General features: G+C 69.9%; 16 protein-coding genes. 14 read left to right on the top strand and 2 right to left on the bottom strand.

All coding sequences use genetic code 11. From position 1 onward, the window contains the following. Positions 1 to 2 precede the first annotated feature (2 nt). From Q0C38_RS05010 to Q0C38_RS04960, 11 genes are all read left to right on the top strand, one after another. The gene (locus tag Q0C38_RS05010; protein ID WP_291295971.1) at positions 3 to 884 is read left to right on the top strand and encodes an OmpH family outer membrane protein; all 882 of its coding nucleotides are present in this window, start codon (positions 3 to 5) and stop codon (positions 882 to 884) included. Between the two features lie 30 nt (positions 885 to 914). After that, positions 915 to 1,970: a UDP-3-O-(3-hydroxymyristoyl)glucosamine N-acyltransferase gene (gene lpxD / locus Q0C38_RS05005; RefSeq protein ID WP_291295970.1), complete on the top strand. Its 1,056-nt coding sequence runs from the start codon at positions 915 to 917 to the stop codon at positions 1,968 to 1,970. 39 nt (positions 1,971 to 2,009) lie between these two features. Continuing rightward, positions 2,010 to 2,501 carry a 3-hydroxyacyl-ACP dehydratase FabZ gene (gene fabZ / locus Q0C38_RS05000; RefSeq protein WP_291295969.1) on the top strand — a complete coding sequence of 164 codons (492 nt, stop codon included), beginning with the start codon at positions 2,010 to 2,012 and terminating at the stop codon, positions 2,499 to 2,501. 2 nt (positions 2,502 to 2,503) lie between these two features. Beyond that, positions 2,504 to 3,343, top strand: a complete 840-nt coding sequence (lpxA, locus tag Q0C38_RS04995) for an acyl-ACP--UDP-N-acetylglucosamine O-acyltransferase (RefSeq protein WP_291295968.1) — start codon at positions 2,504 to 2,506, stop codon at positions 3,341 to 3,343. Between the two features lie 27 nt (positions 3,344 to 3,370). Continuing rightward, a complete protein-coding gene (locus Q0C38_RS04990) occupies positions 3,371 to 4,192 on the top strand; it encodes an LpxI family protein (RefSeq protein WP_291295967.1) in 822 nt (273 codons plus the stop codon). Positions 4,193 to 4,213: 21 nt separating this feature from the next. Next, a complete protein-coding gene (locus Q0C38_RS04985) occupies positions 4,214 to 5,086 on the top strand; it encodes a fumarylacetoacetate hydrolase family protein (RefSeq protein ID WP_291295966.1) in 873 nt (290 codons plus the stop codon). Between the two features lie 66 nt (positions 5,087 to 5,152). After that, positions 5,153 to 6,301: a TIGR03364 family FAD-dependent oxidoreductase gene (locus Q0C38_RS04980; protein ID WP_291295965.1), complete on the top strand. Its 1,149-nt coding sequence runs from the start codon at positions 5,153 to 5,155 to the stop codon at positions 6,299 to 6,301. Between the two features lie 5 nt (positions 6,302 to 6,306). Continuing rightward, positions 6,307 to 7,128, top strand: a complete 822-nt coding sequence (gene phnX / locus Q0C38_RS04975; protein WP_291295964.1) for a phosphonoacetaldehyde hydrolase — start codon at positions 6,307 to 6,309, stop codon at positions 7,126 to 7,128. Positions 7,129 to 7,260: 132 nt separating this feature from the next. Continuing rightward, positions 7,261 to 8,292: a putative 2-aminoethylphosphonate ABC transporter substrate-binding protein gene (locus Q0C38_RS04970; RefSeq protein WP_291295963.1), complete on the top strand. Its 1,032-nt coding sequence runs from the start codon at positions 7,261 to 7,263 to the stop codon at positions 8,290 to 8,292. A 1-nt stretch (position 8,293) separates the two neighbouring features. Next, on the top strand, positions 8,294 to 9,427 hold the full coding sequence (locus Q0C38_RS04965) for a putative 2-aminoethylphosphonate ABC transporter ATP-binding protein (RefSeq protein ID WP_291295962.1): 1,134 nt from the start codon (positions 8,294 to 8,296) through the stop codon (positions 9,425 to 9,427). Continuing rightward, positions 9,424 to 11,127: a putative 2-aminoethylphosphonate ABC transporter permease subunit gene (locus Q0C38_RS04960; protein ID WP_291295961.1), complete on the top strand. Its 1,704-nt coding sequence runs from the start codon at positions 9,424 to 9,426 to the stop codon at positions 11,125 to 11,127. The genes Q0C38_RS04965 and Q0C38_RS04960 overlap by 4 nt, the downstream gene beginning before the upstream one ends. Here the strand turns inward: Q0C38_RS04960 and Q0C38_RS04955 are convergent. Beyond that, positions 11,124 to 11,852 carry an aspartate/glutamate racemase family protein gene (locus tag Q0C38_RS04955; RefSeq protein ID WP_291295960.1) on the bottom strand — a complete coding sequence of 243 codons (729 nt, stop codon included), beginning with the start codon at positions 11,850 to 11,852 and terminating at the stop codon, positions 11,124 to 11,126. The genes Q0C38_RS04960 and Q0C38_RS04955 overlap by 4 nt on opposite strands. A gap of 7 nt (positions 11,853 to 11,859) precedes the next feature. Next, positions 11,860 to 12,582 carry a hypothetical protein gene (locus Q0C38_RS04950; RefSeq protein ID WP_291295959.1) on the bottom strand — a complete coding sequence of 241 codons (723 nt, stop codon included), beginning with the start codon at positions 12,580 to 12,582 and terminating at the stop codon, positions 11,860 to 11,862. Between the two features lie 232 nt (positions 12,583 to 12,814). Here Q0C38_RS04950 and Q0C38_RS04945 point away from each other — a divergent pair, with 232 nt between their 5' ends. From Q0C38_RS04945 to Q0C38_RS04935, 3 genes are read left to right on the top strand one after another with little or no spacing between them, the layout of a single operon-like run. Next, the gene (locus Q0C38_RS04945; RefSeq protein ID WP_291295958.1) at positions 12,815 to 14,782 is read left to right on the top strand and encodes a type VI secretion system Vgr family protein; all 1,968 of its coding nucleotides are present in this window, start codon (positions 12,815 to 12,817) and stop codon (positions 14,780 to 14,782) included. A gap of 7 nt (positions 14,783 to 14,789) precedes the next feature. Further along, on the top strand, positions 14,790 to 15,380 hold the full coding sequence (locus Q0C38_RS04940) for a DUF6931 family protein (RefSeq protein WP_291295957.1): 591 nt from the start codon (positions 14,790 to 14,792) through the stop codon (positions 15,378 to 15,380). Between the two features lie 26 nt (positions 15,381 to 15,406). Next, on the top strand, positions 15,407 to 15,700 hold the full coding sequence (locus tag Q0C38_RS04935) for a PAAR domain-containing protein (protein ID WP_291295956.1): 294 nt from the start codon (positions 15,407 to 15,409) through the stop codon (positions 15,698 to 15,700). The last annotated feature ends 6 nt before the right edge of the window (positions 15,701 to 15,706 follow it).

Raw genomic sequence — 15,706 nt, 5'->3', positions numbered from 1 at the left:
TCATGCGTACCCTCCGTCTTCTCGCGGCGCTGCTGACGCTGCTTGCCGCAGGCCTTACTCTCGCGCCCGCTCCTGGCGCCGCGCAGCAGGGCCAGCAGCAATGGTTCGTGCCCGGCCAGCAGCAACAGCCGCAGCAGCGGCCACCTGTACAGCAGCAGCAGCAGCGGCCCGGTGCCCCGGCTCCCGGTGCACAAGCGCCGGCGCAGCAGCGCCCGCAGGCAGCACCGCAGGGCCAGGTCGCCGGCCCGCAGGAACCGGGCGCACCACGCCTGCCCCCGATCGCTCGCGGCGAGCCGCCGCCGGCGGCACTGATCGGCGTCGTCGGCCTGCCAGAGGTGTTCGAGGCCTCCGTCGCCGCCCGCGGCGTCCGCCAGACGGTGCAGGAGCGCCTCCAGCGGCTGAACGACGAGGCGCAGCGCGAGCAGGGCGCGTGGCGCGAGGCGCAGCAGCAGCTCGCCAACCAGCGCGCGACGCTGACCGCCGACCAGCTGCGCGATCGCGAGCGCGAGCTGCAGGAGCGGATCACGAACGGCCAGCGCATCCTGCGCGAGCGCAATGCCACCATTCAGCAGGCCGGGCAGCGTTCGCTCGGCGAGGTTGAGCGGACCGCACTCTACGTCATCGGGCAGGTCGCTGAATCACGCAACCTGAACATCGTGCTGAACCGCGGTGCGGTGGTGCTCGCCGTCGATGCGATGGACATCACCGCCGCGGTGGTCGAGCAGTTGAACCGCGCCCTGCCTGCCGTGGAGGTCGAGCCGGAGCCTGGTGCCGCGCCGGCGGCAACGGCTCAGCCGCAGCGCCCGGCGCCGGCGGCACAGCAGCGCCCGGCCGCGCAGCCTCCGGCGCAGCAGCGCCCAGCCCAGCCGCCGCAGCGGAACTGAGCGGCCGCACGGCGAGCCCAGGAGGGCGGCATGCTCGGTGACGCGCGATTCTTCGGCCAGGCAGGCCCGTTCACGCTTGCCGAGATCGCGGCGGCGACTGGGGCAGCCATCCCGGCGGGCACCGACCCTGCGCGGCGCTTCCTGCGCGCCGCACCGCTCGATGCCGCAACGGCCGACAGCGTCTCCTTCCTCGAGAGCGCCCGCTATGCAGCAGCACTGGGAGCCAGCCGCGCTGGCGCATGCCTGATGCGCGAGGCGGATGCGGCGAAGGCGCCTGCCGGCATGATCGTGCTTGCCTGCGCCCAGCCCTACCTCGCCTGGGCGCGCGCGCTCGGCCTCTTCCATCCCGCCGCGCCTGCGGCAGGGACGATCGACCAGGCGGCACGGATCGATCCGACCGCGCGGCTCGGCGGCGACGTCACGGTCCGCGCCGGTGCGGTGATCGGCGCACGGGCGCTGGTGGGCGCAGGCTCGGTCATCGGCGAGAATGCGGTGGTATGCGAGGGGGTGGTGCTCGGGGAGGGCTGCGTCATCGGTGCGCTCGCCTCCGTGTCCCACGCCATCCTGGGTGACAGGGTGGCGATCGGGCCCGGCGCGCGGATCGGCCATGCCGGGTTTGGCTTCGCCCCGGGCCCTGCCGGCTTCGTCTCCGTGCCACAGCTCGGCCGCGTGCTGATCGGCGACGATGCTGATATCGGCGCCAACACCACGATCGACCGCGGCAGCGGCCAGGACACGGTGATTGGTGCCGGCTGTCGCATCGACAACCTGGTGCAGATCGGGCACAACGTTCGCCTCGGTCGCCATTGCGTGATCGTCTCCCAGGTGGGCATCTCCGGCTCCACCATCGTCGGTGACCGCGCGATGCTCGGCGGGCAGGCGGGGCTGACGGGCCATCTCAAGGTCGGCACCGGCGCGCGCATCGGTGCGCAGGCCGGCGTGATGGGCGACGTGCCAGCCGGCGCCGATGTGATCGGCAGTCCAGCACAGCCGGTGCGGGATGCCTGGCGTGCGATCGCCGCGCTCAACCGCCTCGCCAAGCCTGCGGGCCGGGGCGTGGCGGGGCAGGACAAGGGTTCAAGGTGATCCCCAAGGGATCGGTGAGGGGACGGAGCGGCCGGGACGATGGATGCGACAGAGACAGCAACGGGAACGCGGCCACCTTCCGGCCGGCGCGTCGAGACACTCGATATCCTCCGCATCATGGAGTCGATTCCGCATCGATTCCCGTTCCTGCTGATTGACCGCGTCGAGGACGTGATCACCGACACCTCCGCCGTCGGGGTCAAGAACGTCACGATCAACGAACAGTTCTTCCAGGGGCACTTCCCGCACCACCCGGTGATGCCGGGCGTGCTGATCATCGAGAGCATGGCGCAGACCGCCGCCGTCCTCGTGGTCGAGACGCTCGGGCCTGATGCGATGGGCAAGGTCGTCTACTTCATGATGATAGAGGGCGCGAAGTTCCGCCGCCCCGTGGTGCCGGGTGACCAGATGCGCATCCACGTGCGCAAGGAACGCAACCGCGGCAATGTCTGGAAGTTTTCCGCGGAAGCGAAAGTCGATGGTGTGGTCGTCGCCGAGGCGACCTACGCCGCCATGATCATGGACAAGTAGAAATGGCCGAGATCCACCCGTCTGCCATCGTCGATCCCGCCGCTACGCTGGGCGAGGGGGTGCGCATCGGTCCCTACTGCACCGTCGGGCCCGACGTGACGCTCGGCGCCGGCACAACCCTCGTCAGCCACGTCGTGGTCGATGGGCACACGAGCATCGGCGAGGGGGTGGCGATCCACCCGTTCGCCACGATCGGCCTGCCGCCGCAGCATCTCGGCTACAAGGGGGAGCCGACGCGCACCGAGATCGGCCCGCGCACGGTGATCCGCGAGCATGTGTCGATCCATCGCGGCACGCCGATCGGCACCGGTGTCACGCGCGTCGGCGCCGATTGCCTGCTGATGTGCGTCACCCACATCGCGCATGACTGCGCGATCGGTGACCGCGTGATCTTCGCCAACAACGCCCTGCTCGGCGGCCATGTCTCGATCGGCGACAACGCCGTCATCGGCGGGGCGGCGGCGATTCACCAATGGGTGCGCATCGGCCGCCAGGCGATGGTCGGCGGCGCCTCCGGCGTGGAGGGCGACGTGATCCCCTTCGGCTCCGTCATCGGCAACCGTGCGCGGCTCGCCGGGCTGAACGTCATCGGGTTGAAGCGCCGCGGCTTCGACCGCGCGCAGATCCACCGCCTGCGCGCTGCCTTCCGGCTGCTGTTCCGCGACGAGCAGGGCACGCTAGAGACCCGCATGGCCGAGGCGCGGCAGCGTTTCGCCGGTGATGCGCTCGTCGATGAGGTGCTGTCATTCATGGCGGCGGCCGGGCATCGGCCGCTTTGCCGGGCGGTCGCACCGGACGATCTCGACCTTGGCGCCGAGGACCCGGTCGAAAGCGCGGCGTAAGGGCGGCTTCGGCCCGATGTGGGTGCCGTGACGGGCACGCTCGGCATCGTCGCCGGGGGCGGGCCCCTGCCGGCACGGCTCGCGGCGGCAGCGCGCGCGAGTGGACGACCGGTCTTCGTGCTCGGCCTCGAAGGGCACGCAGACACCGCAACGATCGCTGGCTATCCCCACGCGCTCCACCGCATCGGCGCGGCTGGGCAGATCCTCGGCGCGCTGCGTCAGGCGGGCGTCGATGAACTCGTGCTGATCGGCACCGTGCGCCGTCCCTCCCTGCTGACACTCATGCCTGATGCGGAGGGGGCGAAGATCCTCGCGCGCATCGGACGCGCTGCCTTCGCCGGCGATGACGGCCTGCTCGCAGCCGTCATCCGTGTGTTCGAGGAGGAGGGCTTCCGCGTGCGCGGTGCGCAGGAGGTGATGACGGGGCTCGCCGCGCCCGAGGGCGTGCTCGGCCGCCACGCCCCGGATGCCGCAGCGGAAGCAGACATCGTGCGCGGTGCCACGGTCGCGCGCATCCTCGGTGCGGCCGATGTGGGCCAGGCCGTCGTCGTGCAGCAGGGCATCGTGCTCGGCGTCGAGGCGGTCGAGGGAACGGATGCGCTGCTCGCACGCTGCGCCAGCCTCCGGCGCGAGGGGCCGGCGGGCGTGCTGGTCAAGCGCGCCAAGCCCGGGCAGGAAGCGAGGGCCGACCTTCCCACGATCGGTGTGCGCACGGTCGAGGGGGCGGCGGCCGCGGGGCTTGCCGGCATCGCGATCGAGGCGGGGATGACGCTGATGCCCGAACGCGAGGCGACGATCGCGGCGGCCGATGCGGCGGGCCTGTTCCTCGTCGCCCGCCGCTTTGACTGACACGAGAAGGGAACGATCCGCATGCGCTACGCAACGGCACGTCACGCTGGCAGGGTGGTGGTCGCGCGGGTCGATGTCGCGGCCGGCAAGGCCTGGCCGCTCGCCCTCGATGAGGGCGAGGCCGGGCACGGTGTCGCCGCTCTCGCCCGCCGGGCGGCTGCGGGGCTCGCTGCACCTGCGGAAGGCGAGGCGATGCCGCTCGGCGTGCTGAGCCTTCTCGCACCGGTGCCGCGGCCGGCGCGGAACATCTTCTGCGTCGGCAAGAACTATTTCGATCATGCACAGGAATTCGCGAAGTCCGGCTTCGACAGCTCCGCCGCCGCCGGGGCCGTGCCGAAGGCGCCGATCATCTTCTCCAAGGTGCCCGAATGCGTGATCGCACCGGGCGAGCCGATCCGCGTCGACCCCACGGTCTCGACGGCGGTCGACTACGAGGCGGAGTTGGCGGTGATCATCGGCCGCGGTGGCAGGGGCATCGCGAAGGAGAACGCGCTCGCTCATGTGTGGGGCTACACGATGGTCAACGACGTGACGGCGCGTGACCTGCAGGGCCGGCACAGCCAGTGGCTGATCGCCAAGAGCCAGGACAGCTTCTGCCCGATGGGCCCCTATGCCGTGACGGCGGACGAACTCGACCTCGCCGATGCCGAGATCACCTGCGAGGTGAACGGCGAGCGTCGCCAGGCCTCGAACACGAAGCTGCTCATCTTCGACGTGCCGACGCTGATCACCACGCTTTCCGCCGGCATCACGCTCATGCCGGGCGACATCATCGCCACCGGCACGCCGGCCGGGGTGGGCATCGGCTTCGACCCGCCGCGCTATCTCCGCGCGGGCGATGTCGTGCGGGTGACGATGCCGGCCATCGGCACGCTCGAGAATCCTGTCATCTGAGGCTGCAACAAGACTGTCACACGCACCCTGGTTCAGTGGCGCAGTGACCTGCGCTAGCGTTGGCACATGAGCTCTGATCTTGGACAGTGTGACCTCGCCATCGTTGGTGCCGGAATCGTGGGTCTCGCGCATGCGTTGGCTGCGGCGCGCGCGGGGCTATCCGTCACGGTGCTCGACCGCGAGGCGCAGGCGAACGGCGCGTCGATCCGCAATTTCGGCTTCGTCACCGTCACCGGGCAGCAGGCGGGCGACACTTGGCGTCGGGCGCGGCGGGCGCGCGACATCTGGGTCGAGGTGGCGCCGAAGGCGGGGATCCCCGTGCTGCATCGCGGTCTCGTCCTCGCCTGCCGGCGGCCGGAGGCGCTTCTGGTGGCGGAACAGTTCGCCGCCGGGCCGATGGGCGAGGGATGCCGCCTGCTGTCGCCCGCCGACATGGCAGGCTTCGGCGTGTTCGCCGAGGGTCTAGCAGGCGGGCTCCACTCGCCGCACGAGCTCCGCGTCGAGCCGCGCATCGCCCTGCCGAAACTCGCCGCATGGCTGGCCGCGGAATACGGCGTGCGGTTCCTGTGGCGCACGCATGTGCGCGAAGTCGCCCCGCCGCGAATCGAGACGAGCGCGGGGACGCTGCGCGCTGCCCGCGCCGTCGTCGCACCCTGCAACGATTTCCTGACGCTGTTTCCCGAGGCGATCGCCGCGTATCGCCCTGTGCGCTGCAAGCTGCACATGCTGCGCCTGCCCGATCCTGGCTGGCGCCTGCCGGCGGCGGTGATGAGCGACCTCGGCCTCGTCCGCTATCTCGGCTACGCCGAGGCACCAGGCCTGGCGGCCCTGCGTGCGCGGCTGGAGGCGGAGCAGGGTGCCGCGCTCGCCGATGGCATCCACCTCATCGTCGTGCAGTCGGCCGACGGCTCCCTCGTCGTGGGCGACAGCCACCATTACAGCGATACCCCAGACCCGTTCATGCCCGGGGGGGTCGACCAGCGCATCCTCGACGAGGCGCGCGCGGTGTTGCGCCTGCCGAACGATACGGCACCGATCGAACGCTGGATCGGCGAGTATCCGTCCGCCGCCGGCCCTGCCTTCATCGCCGCACCTCTTCCGGAGGTGAGGCTCGCCATGGTCACGTCAGGCACGGGCATGAGCACCGCCTTCGCGCTCGCCGAGGAGACGCTCAACTCCCTCATCGGCCTTCCCATCCCTGACGCCGCGGAGTAGCCCCGATGCCACCTGAGCCCTACCAAGGCCATCTCAAGGCCGTTGTGCTCGATTGGGCCGGCACGGTGGTCGATCACGGCTCGCGCGCGCCGATGGGCGCCTTCGTGCGCGCCTTCACCGAATTCGGCGTCACGATCGACATCGATGCAGCGCGGGGGCCGATGGGCCTGCCGAAATGGGACCATATCTGGGCCGTCGGCACCACGCCGCGCGTGGCGGAGGCGTGGCGCGCCGCGCATGGGCGGGACTTCGGCAAGGCCGACGCCGATGCCATCTTCGCCGTGTTCGAGCCGATGAACGCGGCCTCCGTCCGCGACCATGCCGACATCATCCCGGGTGCGATCGATGCGATCGCGGCGTTGCGCGCCCAGGGGCTCGCGATCGGCAGCACCACCGGCTACACGCGCGCGATCATGGCGGTGCTCGCCCCCATCGCTGCCGAACGCGGCTATGCGCCCGACAACCTCGTCTGCGCCGGCGACCTCGCCGCGGGCCGGCCGAGCCCGTTGATGATGTATCGCTGCTTCGCCGACCTCGGCGTCTGGCCCGCCGCCGCGGTGGTGAAGGTGGACGACACCGTGCCTGGCATCGCCGAGGGGATCGCGGCCGGGTGCTGGACGGTCGGCGTCTCTCTCTCGGGCAACGCAGCGGGGCTCTCGGCCCGGGAGCTTGCGGCGCTTGCACCGGCAGAACGGGCGGCGTTGCGGGAGCGCGCGACCGCCGTGCTCGCCGGGGCAGGGGCGCATCTCGTGATCGACAGCATCGCCACGCTGCCCCAGGCGGTCGCGACGCTCGCGGCCAGGGCCATGGCGGGCGAGCAGCCCTGAGCCCGGCCCCGGCGAGAACGTCATCGAACTGAAACCAATCCGTCACGCAGGTTTCGCCGTCACCGGGTGAAAGTCAGGGCGTTGGCCGGCAAGGCCGCACGCCAGGCACTGACATTCCGGGGGACACCACCGATGCTTCGCCGCCCGCTTCTCGCCGCCCTTGCGGCACCCTTGCTCGCGACCCTGCCGCTTGACGATGCGGCCGCACAGCGCACGCGACTGACGGTCTACACAGCCCTCGAGAACGAGCAACTTCCGGTGTTCAAGCAGGCAGCCGAGGCGGCCGTGCCGGGCATCGAGATCGTCTGGGTGCGCGACAGCACTGGCGTGATCACCACGCGCCTGCTCGCCGAGAAGGAGAACCCCCGCGCCGACGTGATCTGGGGCCTCTCGGTGTTCAGCCTCCAGCGCCTCGAGCAGGACAACATGCTGCTGCCCTACACGCCCATCGGCGCGGCCGAGCTTCGCCCGCAGTTCCGTTCCGACAAGTCACCGATGACGTGGATCGGGATGGACGCGTTCGTCTCCGCCGTCTGCTTCAACACCATGGTCGCGCGCCAGCGCAACCTGCCGACGCCGACCACATGGGCCGACCTGCTGAACCCCGTCTATCGCGGCCTGATCGCGATGCCGAACCCGGCCTCCTCCGGCACGGGGCTTCTCACCGTTGCCGGCTGGCTCGGCACGCAGGGCGAGGAGAACGCGTGGAACTTCATGACGCGCCTGCACGAGAACGTCGCCGTCTACACCCATAGCGGCAGCGCGCCCTGCAACAATGCCGCGCGCGGCGAATACGCGATCGGCATCTCCTTCGACATGCGCGCCGTGACGCTGAAGAACCAGGGAGCGCCGATCGAGATCATCGTGCCGACCGACGGCGTCGGCTTCGACCTCGAGGGGGCGGCCATCGTGCGCGGCACGCGCAATGAGGAGGCTGCGAAGAAGCTGATGGACTTTGCCGTGAGCCAGGCGGCGATGGCGGTCTACGGCCGCTACTACGCCCTGCTCGGCCACCCGGCGGTGACGCCAACGGTGCAGGGCTATCCGGCGGCGTTCAGCGAGCGCCTGGCGAAGGTCGACTTCGCCGCGGTCGCTGCGAACCGCGACCGGATCCTTGCCGAATGGTCGCGCCGTTTCGATGCCAAGTCAGCCCCGCGAAACTGAGATGGACGCGGCCCTCGCGGCGCGCACCGCGGAGGCCGGGCTCGCCCCGGCCTCCGCGTTGGCCTGCGAGGACTATCTGGTCGCAGAGCGGCTGACCAAGCGGTTCGGCAGCTTCACGGCGCTCGATGATGTCTCGCTGAGCATCGGGCGCGGCGAGTTCGTCTGCTTCCTCGGTCCTTCCGGCTGCGGCAAGACGACGCTGTTGCGCGCCATCGCCGGGCTCGACCCGCAGGACGAAGGCCGCATCGTGCAGGACGGGCGCGACATCTCGGCCCTGCCGCCCTCGCGGCGCGATTTCGGCATCGTGTTCCAGTCCTACGCGCTGTTCCCGAACATGACCGTGCTCGCCAATGTCGGCTACGGGCTTGCGGCGCAGGGCCAACGCAGGGCAGCGGTCGAGAACCGCGCGCGCGAGTTGCTGGAACTCGTCGGGCTTTCCGACCAGTGGTGGAAATATCCAGCGCAGCTTTCCGGCGGGCAGCAGCAGCGCGTGGCACTCGCGCGCGCGATCGCGATGAACCCCGGCCTGCTGCTGCTCGATGAGCCGCTCTCTGCGCTCGATGCGCTGGTGCGCGTGCATCTCCGCGGCGAGATCAAGGGCCTGCAACGTCGCCTCGGCGTGACGACCGTGATGGTCACGCATGACCAGGAGGAGGCGCTCTCGATCGCCGACCGCATCGTGGTGATGAACCGCGGGCGGATCGAGCAGGTGGGAACGCCCGATAACGTGTATCGCCACCCGGCCTCGCTGTTCGTCGCGGGCTTCGTCGGGCGGATGAACACGCTTCCCGGAACGGTTTCCGATGCCGGCACCGTTGCCGTCGGCCGTGCTCTGATCGCCGCCGATGCCGCGCAGCGTTTTCCCACCGGTGCTGCCGTGCAGGTCTGCATCCGCCCCGAGGATGTGCAGCCCGACGTTCCCACGCTCGCCGGCACGCGCCTCGCCACGACAGTGCGAGGCATCGAATATCTCGGCTCGATCGCGCGGGTGGAGCTCGACGCGCACGGCCTGCCGCTGACGGCTGAGCTGTCCGATACCGCGCTGCGCGACCTCGCCCTCAGCCCCGGCATGCCCTTCGCCGTGGTGCTGCCGCCCTCGCGCGTGCTGCTGTTCGTGAGACCGGCGGCAGCATGACTGTGGCGGCAGCGACCGTCGGTGCGCTGCGCGTCAGGCCGCAGCGCTCCGCCGATGACCTGGTGCTCATCGGTGTCGTCGTGCTCGCTGCCGTCTTCCTCGCCGTCACCCTCGTCGCGCCGTTCGGCGCGCTGCTGGCGAAGAGCTTCCAGAACGAACGTGGCGACTTCGTGGGGCTTGCCAACTTCATCCGCTATGTCGAGACGCCGGCACTGCTCGGCTCCCTCTGGAACAGCATCTGGGTCGCGGCCGTCACGACCGCGATCGTGCTGCCGCTTGCCTTCGGCTTCGCCTACGCGCTGACGCGGAGCGCGATTCCGTTGAAGCCGGCGTTCCGCGCGATCGCGCTGATCCCGATCCTGGCACCCTCGCTGCTGCCGGCGCTGGCGCTGATCTACCTGTTCGGCAACCAGGGCCTCCTCAAGCCGCTGCTGATGGGCGGCACGATCTATGGCCCCGCGGGCATCATCGTGTCGCAGGTGTTCTACTGCTTCCCGCCCGCGCTGCTGATCCTCTCAACCGCTCTCGCCGGCGCCGATGCACGGCTCTACGAAGCCGCCGAGGCGCTGCGGGCCACACGCGTGCGGGTGATGCGCACCGTCACGCTGCCCTCGGCGCGATACGGCATGGTGTCGGCCGGGTTCGTGGTGTTCACGCTGGTGATCACCGATTTCGGTATCCCGAAGGTCATCGGCGGCTCGTTCAACGTGCTCGCGACCGATGTCTACAAGCAGGTCGTCGGGCAGCAGAACTTCCAGATGGGTGCTGTCGTCGGCATGGTTCTGCTGGCGCCCGCCGTGCTCGCCTTCCTCGCTGATCGCTGGGCGCAGCGGCGGCAGACATCCTCGGTCAGCGCCCGCGCTGTGCCGTATGTGCCCAAGCGTCGCGCGCCACGTGACTGGCCGCTGCTGGTGCTGTGCATCACCATCTCGGCGCTGATGATCGGCATCATCGGGATCGCTGCGTGGGGAAGCCTGATCACGTTCTGGCCCTGGAACCTTTCGCTGACGCTCGCGAACTACGAGTTCGGGCGGTTCGACAGCGCGGGCTGGGGCAGCTGGTGGAACAGCGTGACGCTGGCGGCCTGGACGGCGGCGATCGGCGCACCGCTGGTATTCCTGTTCGCCTACGGGATGGAGCGTGCGAAGGGCATCGGCGCGCTCGCGGGGCTCGTGCGCTTCGCAGCCACCGTGCCGCTGGCCGTGCCCGGCCTCGTGCTTGGCATCGCCTACATCTTCTTCTTCAACGCCCCTGCCAACCCGCTCGGCTTCATCTACGGCACGCCGGCGATCCTGGTGCTGAACTCGCTCGCGCATTTCTACACGGTCGGGCATCTCGCCTCCGTCACCGCGCTGAAGCAGCTCGACCCCGAGTTCGAGAGCGTGGCGGCAAGCCTCAAGGTGCCTGTGTGGCGGAGCTTCTTGGCCGTCACCGTGCCGATCTCGCTGCCGGTGATCCTCGATGTCGCGATCTACCTGTTCGTGAACGCGATGACGACGGTCTCGGCGGTCGTGTTCCTCTATGCGCCCGACACCAAGCCCGCCGCGGTCGCGCTCGTGCAGATGGACGAGGCGGGGCAGGCGAGTGCGGCAGCCGCGATGGCGATGACCATCCTGCTGACCTCGGCCGCCGTGAAGGGTGTTCACGTGCTGGCCGACGGGATCATCACACGCCGCACCCAAGCCTGGAGAAATCGCTAGGAAGCGCCTCGATAGAGCGACGCGAGCGCGGGATCGAGGCCGACGGGCGCACGCGGCGCCTGGCGCGGCAGGCGAGGGCTGAGCCGCACCATCGCCTCGGCCAGCGATACGGCGGCCGCCGTGCCATCGATCAGCGGCACGGGCATCTCGGGGCCAAGCCTGCGGGCGACGCCGGCCAACGGCCCACCGGCGATGATCACCACCTCGGCGCCATCCTGTTCCACCGCCTCGGCCACGAGGCGACGGACGAGCGGCTCTGCCTCCTCCGCCACGCGGCCAGGGTCGCCGGCGAAGGAGGGGCCCATGCGGAACCCCGCGCAGCGACTGCGCAGGCCGTGCAGGTCGAGGCACATCTCGAACATCGGCTGAAGGTCGCGCGTGAAGCTGACCACGCCGAACCGCTTGCCGAGCATGCATGCAGCGTGGAAGGCGGCTTCCGAGATGCCAAGCACGGGCACGGTCGCGAGCAGCTTCGCCGCATCGAGGCCAGGGTCGCCGAAGCAGGCGATGATCGCGGCATCGTAATGGCCCGCCCGCGCGCCGAGCGCGGCAAGAGTTGCCGTTCCCGCCACCTGCCAGTCGGCCCGCGTGACGATGAGCGGCAGGCCGAATGGTGCGGTCATCGCCTCGATGACGGTGCCAGGCCCCGCCGCCGCGCGCGCCTCCGCCTCGATCCGCGCGGTGACGGTGTCGGTGGTGTTGCTGTTGATCACGAGAAGCCGCATTGCTGCCTCAGAACTGGCCGCGCTGAAGGCGGAACACATCGGGGTTCGTGGGGTCAGCCACGTAGGCGAGGCGGAGGCCGAAGGGTCGCGCCGTCGCTGTCGCCGCGCCCGCTGGCGCTGCGGCGGGCAGGGCCTGGAGCTGGGCCATCCGCCCCTGGGCATCGAGGCCGCGGAAGATCAGCGTCGACCCATCGGTGAGTGCGACGCCGCCGGCAACGCTGCCCGCCCGCCAGGCGAGCGAGCCGAAATGCGCGCGCAGCGCCTCGGCGGCGTTCACCAGCGCCTCGGGGCGCGCGGCGGCGTCGGCCGGCGGACCCCAGAGGATCGTCACCTGGATCAGCCGGCGGGAGCGGTGGCCGAGGATGTAGGAGATGCGCGCGGTGCCGGCATCGGGGATCAGGTCAGGCACCGTCACGGTCAGCACCTGGGTGCGCTCGACCGGGGTCTGTTCGCTCACGATCCGTTCCGCAGCCTGAGCGAAGTCGCGCCGGATGGCGGCGCGGAGCTCCTGCTCGTTCATGCCGAATCGGGCGGAGCGGAACCCTTCGATCGCCGCCGGCTGCTCTGCCGTTGCGGCGTCGTTCGCCGGCGGGCTCGCCGGCTGCGCCTGCGCTGGAGCCTGGGCGGCTTGCGGCTGGGCAGGCTGGCCCTGGGCAGGCTGGCCCTGGGCAGGTTGGGACTGGGTAGGTGGGGCCTGGGCCGCGGGGCGCGGCTGTGCGGTGGCCGTCATGCCACCGCAGGCAAGCAGGGCCGCAGCAAGGATCGCGGCCAGGATTGGGGCCAGGATTGGGGCCAGGATTGGGGAGGGTGTGCGCATCCCGAGAGACTGCCCGAGGCACCGCGCGGCTGCAATTCCGGCTGCAATTCCGGCGGCATGTGACGGGGCGCACTGCAACGGGTGGTGTCATCCACCCGAACGAGGGCATACTGCACGCGGGGCGGGAAACCGGCCAGGAAGGGTGATGCCGACAATCACGCAGGAGAAGCGTCTGTTGAAGATCGCGACCTCGCTTGGCGAGGACGCGCTGATTCTGCAGTCGTTGAGCGGCGAGGAAGGGATCTGCAGCCTGTTCCGCTTCCGCCTCCTCGTGCAGGGCGTTGACGCGGCGGTCGCCGCCAACACCATGCTGGGCGGCACCGTCACCTGCACGATCGCGCCGCAGAACGCGGCGCCGCGGCACATCCACGGCTACGTCGTGCGCTGGGGGCCGGGCGATTCCGGCGGGCGCGACTTCACCTCCTACCGCTGCGAGATCGCACCGTGGCTGTGGTTCCTCTCCCACACCACAGATTGCCGCGTGTTCCAGAACAAGAACGCCAAGCAGATCCTCGAGGAGCTGTTCGGCGATGCCGGCTTCGACGCGTTCGATTTCACCCTGGGCGCCGATCCGCCGACGCGGGAATACGTGATCCAGTACAACGAGACCGACTTCGCCTTCGCCTGCCGGCTGATGGAGGAAGAGGGTCTGTTCTGGTTCTTCACCCATGCCGAGGACGGGCATCGCCTCGTCGTCACCGACAGCAATGACGGGTTCCTCGGCGATGCGCCGCGGAAGCTCACGTCCGGCAAGGTGTTCGCCGGCAGCGATACCTACAGCGATCACGTTCTGGAGGCGGACTGGGTTCCCGGCAAGGTCGCGACCTCGACCTACGAATTCCGTTCGAGCCAGACCGACATGCTGGCGGAGAAGAACTCCGTTCTCGAACGCCCAATGGCGGGCAAGTTCGAGCAGTTCCACTGGCCCGGCCGCTATCCCACCGTCTCGCGCGGCGACAGCCCGGCGGCGCCGGCCGATGGCGAGCCCGTCGCCACCCGCATGGTCGAGGCGATCGAGGCGGCGGCGGAGCGCGTGCAGTTCTCGTCCGGTGCGAATTGGCTCGCGGCCGGCCAGGTGTTCACCCTTGGCCCCTACGCCGAGGACGGCGATGCCGACAAGGAGTACGTGATCACCTCCGTCTCCCATACCGCCACCGACGAGACGCATTTCAACGCCCGGGCGCAGCCGTCCTACGGCAACAGCGCCGTCGCCGCGCCGTCCGAGGTGCCCTACCGCCCGGCCATGGCGGCCGCGATGCCGAAGCTGCCGCCCTTGATGTCGGCCACCGTCGTCGGCCCCGCCGGCGAGGAGATCGAGATCGACGAATTCGGCCGCGTGAAGATCCAGTTCCACTGGGACAGGCTCGGCGAAGGCAATGAGAACTCGTCGTGCTACGTCCGCCTTGCGCAGCCCTGGGCCGGCAATGGCTGGGGCATGATGCTGTTCCCGCGCATCGGCACCGAGGTCGTCGTCGGATTCCTCGATGGCGACCCCGACCACCCGGTCGTGCTCGGCGCCCTGCACAACGGGCAGATGCCGCTCTTCGCCACGCAGCCCGACAACAAGACGCAGTCTGGCATCATGACACGGTCATCGCCCGGCGGCGGCACGTCGGACTACAACGCCCTGATCTTCGAGGACAAGGCCGGCGACGAGAAGGTGACCTTCCAGGCGCAGAAGGACTATGAGCGCCTGGTGAAGAACAACGAGACCGTGACGGTGAAGATGGACCGCTCGCTCAAGATCGAGGGCAAGCAGACGCACGTGACGAAGGGCGATTACGACTTCAAGGTCGAACAGGGAAACCAGAAGGTCGAGATCTCGAAAGGCAATTTTGATACCAAGGTCGGCATGGGGAACATGTCGCTCAAGGTGTCGATGGGCAATCTCACGACCAAGGTCGATCTCGGCAAGATCGACACCGAGGCGATGCAGGCGATCGAACTGAAGGTCGGGTCGAACTCCATCAAGATCGACCAGACGGGTGTGACCATCAAGGGCATCATGGTCAAGATCGAGGGCACGGCGATGCTCGACGCCAAGGCGCCCATGACGAAGGTGAGCGGCGACGGAATGGTGATGCTGAAGGGCGGCATCATCATGATCAATTGAGCACCACATGAACACGCCCCCGCGCCCCCCCGTGAAGCTCTCCGGTGCCGTTCTCGAAACGGTTCTGGAGCGTGCCGATCTCGCGCCCGAGGCCGCCGCCGCCGCTGTCGGCGCGCCGGATACCGCCACCGCGCTCGCGCGCATCGTCAAGGCCGGCATGATGGCCGATGCGGCCCGCTTCATGGCCCATGCCCTGCCCAAGCGCGAGGCCGTGTGGTGGGCCTGCATGTGCGCGCGCGCAACGGCCCCAGAGGCGCCGCCACCCGATGCCGCCGCACTCGTCGCTGCGGAAGCCTGGGTGCGCAAGCCCGAGGAGGAGCCGCGCCGCGAGGCGATGGTCAGGGCGGAGGCAGCAGGGTTCCGCAGCCCCGAGGCGTGGGCGGCAGTCGGCGCCTTCTGGTCCGGCGGCAGCATGGCGCCACTGGGCCAGCCCGTTGTTCCGCCGGCGGAACATCTGACGGGCGTCGCCGTCGCTGGCGCGGTTTCACTTGCCGCCGTCCGCCGCGAGCCGGAGAAGGCCGAGGCAACGTTGCATCGCTTCATCCAGAGCGGGCTCGACATCGCCGCCGGCGGCTCCGGCCGCATCGCGCCCGCCTGAACGCATGAGCTGACGGGAGGAGCAGGATGTTCCCAGCCGCACGCATCACCGACATGCATGTCTGCCCGATGTTCACCGGGCCCGTGCCGCATGTCGGCGGTCCGATCCTGCCGCCAGGCGCGCCGACGGTACTGGTCATGGCGCTGCCCGCGGCCCGCGCGAGCGACATGTGCGTCTGCGTCGGCCCGCCTGACATGATCGCCAAGGGCAGTGCCACGGTGATGATCATGAACCTCCCTGCCGCGCGTCTGCTCGACAGCTGCGCCCATGGCGGCGTCATCGTCGGCCCCGGCGCGCCGACCGTTCTCATCGGCGGCTGAGGCAGG

Origin of the sequence: Elioraea sp. (genome assembly GCF_022842375.1) — a bacterium.
In the GTDB taxonomy this organism is placed as follows: domain Bacteria; phylum Pseudomonadota; class Alphaproteobacteria; order Acetobacterales; family Acetobacteraceae; genus Elioraea_A.
The sequence above is the reverse complement of the archived record's forward strand: the minus strand, read 5'-3'. Positions and strand labels throughout refer to the sequence as shown.

Bases quoted from the DNA above. Each gene is read 5' to 3' on its own strand.
- Q0C38_RS04955 (WP_291295960.1), bottom strand. From the start codon at position 11,852: ATGCGGCTTCTCGTGATCAACAGCAACACCACCGACACCGTCACCGCG.
- fabZ (WP_291295969.1), top strand. From the start codon at position 2,010: ATGGATGCGACAGAGACAGCAACGGGAACGCGGCCACCTTCCGGCCGG.
- phnX (WP_291295964.1), top strand. From the start codon at position 6,307: ATGCCACCTGAGCCCTACCAAGGCCATCTCAAGGCCGTTGTGCTCGAT.
- Q0C38_RS04980 (WP_291295965.1), top strand. From the start codon at position 5,153: ATGAGCTCTGATCTTGGACAGTGTGACCTCGCCATCGTTGGTGCCGGA.
- Q0C38_RS04940 (WP_291295957.1), top strand. From the start codon at position 14,790: ATGAACACGCCCCCGCGCCCCCCCGTGAAGCTCTCCGGTGCCGTTCTC.
- Q0C38_RS04985 (WP_291295966.1), top strand. From the start codon at position 4,214: ATGCGCTACGCAACGGCACGTCACGCTGGCAGGGTGGTGGTCGCGCGG.
- lpxD (WP_291295970.1), top strand. From the start codon at position 915: ATGCTCGGTGACGCGCGATTCTTCGGCCAGGCAGGCCCGTTCACGCTT.
- Q0C38_RS04965 (WP_291295962.1), top strand. From the start codon at position 8,294: ATGGACGCGGCCCTCGCGGCGCGCACCGCGGAGGCCGGGCTCGCCCCG.
- Q0C38_RS04945 (WP_291295958.1), top strand. From the start codon at position 12,815: ATGCCGACAATCACGCAGGAGAAGCGTCTGTTGAAGATCGCGACCTCG.
- Q0C38_RS04970 (WP_291295963.1), top strand. From the start codon at position 7,261: ATGCTTCGCCGCCCGCTTCTCGCCGCCCTTGCGGCACCCTTGCTCGCG.
- Q0C38_RS05010 (WP_291295971.1), top strand. From the start codon at position 3: ATGCGTACCCTCCGTCTTCTCGCGGCGCTGCTGACGCTGCTTGCCGCA.
- lpxA (WP_291295968.1), top strand. From the start codon at position 2,504: ATGGCCGAGATCCACCCGTCTGCCATCGTCGATCCCGCCGCTACGCTG.
- Q0C38_RS04960 (WP_291295961.1), top strand. From the start codon at position 9,424: ATGACTGTGGCGGCAGCGACCGTCGGTGCGCTGCGCGTCAGGCCGCAG.
- Q0C38_RS04950 (WP_291295959.1), bottom strand. From the start codon at position 12,582: ATGACGGCCACCGCACAGCCGCGCCCCGCGGCCCAGGCCCCACCTACC.
- Q0C38_RS04935 (WP_291295956.1), top strand. From the start codon at position 15,407: ATGTTCCCAGCCGCACGCATCACCGACATGCATGTCTGCCCGATGTTC.